This is a genomic window from Paracraurococcus ruber (assembly GCF_004353985.1).
In the GTDB taxonomy this organism is placed as follows: domain Bacteria; phylum Pseudomonadota; class Alphaproteobacteria; order Acetobacterales; family Acetobacteraceae; genus Paracraurococcus; species Paracraurococcus ruber.
The window spans coordinates 1-1,476 of the sequence record NZ_SMOA01000556.1; the positions used below are offsets into that span (position 1 = coordinate 1).

Below are 1,476 nucleotides of genomic sequence, written 5' to 3' on the forward strand. Positions count from 1 at the left end.
CGGCGCGCCGGCCCTGCCGGGCGCGGAGGGCGCGACGGCCGCCCTGCCCGGCGGCGGGGCGGAGGGCGCCGAGGGCGGCGCCCTCCCGCCGGGCGAGGAGGGCATGGTCAGCCTCGCCAATGTGCAGGGGCAGATGCGCGCCTCCTCGATCAACAACCTCATGCAGCTGGTGGAGCAGCACCCGGACGAGAGCCTGGTGGTGATCCGGCGCTGGCTGAACCCGGATGATGCGTCATGAGCGGCACGCGCACACTCACCGGCCCGCAGAAGGCGGCCGCCATCATGCTGGCGATGGGGGAGGAGCATGCGGCGAGCCTCTTCGCCAAGATGCATGAGGACGAGATCCGCGACCTCTCCCAGGCCATGGCGCAGCTCGGCGCCGTCCCGGCCGGGCTGATCGAGGAGCTGTGCCGGGACTTCGCCGAGCAGCTGGGCCAGGCCGGCAACCTGGTCGGCAGCTACGAGAGCACCGAGCGGCTGCTGATGAAGACGCTGCCGCGCGACCGCGTCGCCCAGATCATGGAGGAGATCCGCGGCCCCGCCGGCCGCACCATGTGGGACAAGCTGGGCAACGTGAACGAGGCGGTGCTGGCGAACTACCTGAAGAACGAATACCCGCAGACCGTCGCCGTCGTCCTCTCCAAGGTGCGCTCCGACCATGCCGCCCGCGTGCTCTCCCTGCTGCCGGAGGGCTTCGCGATGGAGGTCGTCATGCGCATGCTGCGCATGGAGAACGTCCAGAAGGAGGCGCTGGAGGGCGTCGAGAAGACCCTGAAGGCCGAGTTCATGTCGAACCTCGCCCGCAGCCAGCGGCGTGACGCGCATGAGCTGATGGCCGACATCTTCAACAACCTCGACCGGCAGTCGGAGGCGCGGATCCTCTCGGCGCTCGAGGAGCGCAACCGCGACGCGGCCGAGCGCATCCGCGCGCTCATGTTCACCTTCGAGGACCTGCAGCGGGTGGACGGCGCCGGGCTGCAGGCGCTGCTCCGTTCGGTCGAGAAGGACAAGCTGGCGCTGGCGCTGAAGGGCGCGTCCGAGCCGCTGCGCGAGATGTTCTTCAAGAACCTGACCGAGCGCGCGGCGAAGCTGCTGCGCGACGACATCGCCGCCCTCGGCCCCGTGCGGCTGCGCGACGTGGACGAGGCGCAGGCGACCATCGTCGCCCTGGCCAAGGACATGGCGGCGCAGGGCACCATCAGCCTGCAGGATGACGGCGACGAGGAGATGGTGTCGTGACCGCCGGCTTCGTCCCGCAGGCGGCGTCCGTCGCCGGCAGCCCGGGCTTCGAGCCGGCGCTGCCGACCATCCGCCCCGGCCCGCGCGGCGGCGGCGGCGGCGCGGCCATCCCGATCGGCTTCGACGTGCCGGATTTCGACGCGCCGCCGCCGCCGCCCGAGCCCGATCGGTCCGGCGCCGAGGCGGCGGAGCGGGCGGCGCTGCTGGCGGCGGCACGGGAGGCCGGCTTCGCCGAGG

At 72.4% G+C, this 1,476-nt stretch carries 2 protein-coding genes and 1 pseudogene; all 3 read left to right on the top strand.

What is annotated here, in order from left to right; genetic code table 11:
* A pseudogene (locus E2C05_RS33710) lies at window positions 1-238 on the top strand (flagellar basal-body MS-ring/collar protein FliF); the annotation flags it as partial.
* Complete coding sequence (fliG, locus tag E2C05_RS31715) at window positions 235-1,239, top strand: flagellar motor switch protein FliG (protein WP_133223578.1); 1,005 nt, start codon at window positions 235-237, stop codon at window positions 1,237-1,239. The pseudogene E2C05_RS33710 and the gene fliG, both read left to right, overlap by 4 nt.
* Window positions 1,236-1,476: hypothetical protein (locus E2C05_RS31720; RefSeq protein WP_205083257.1), on the top strand; the 241-nt coding region annotated here is incomplete at its 3' end. The genes fliG and E2C05_RS31720, both read left to right, overlap by 4 nt.

What these genes read in the sequence shown, in the direction of transcription:
- fliG (WP_133223578.1), top strand. Translation starts at nt 235, where the DNA reads ATGAGCGGCACGCGCACACTCACCGGCCCGCAGAAGGCGGCCGCCATC.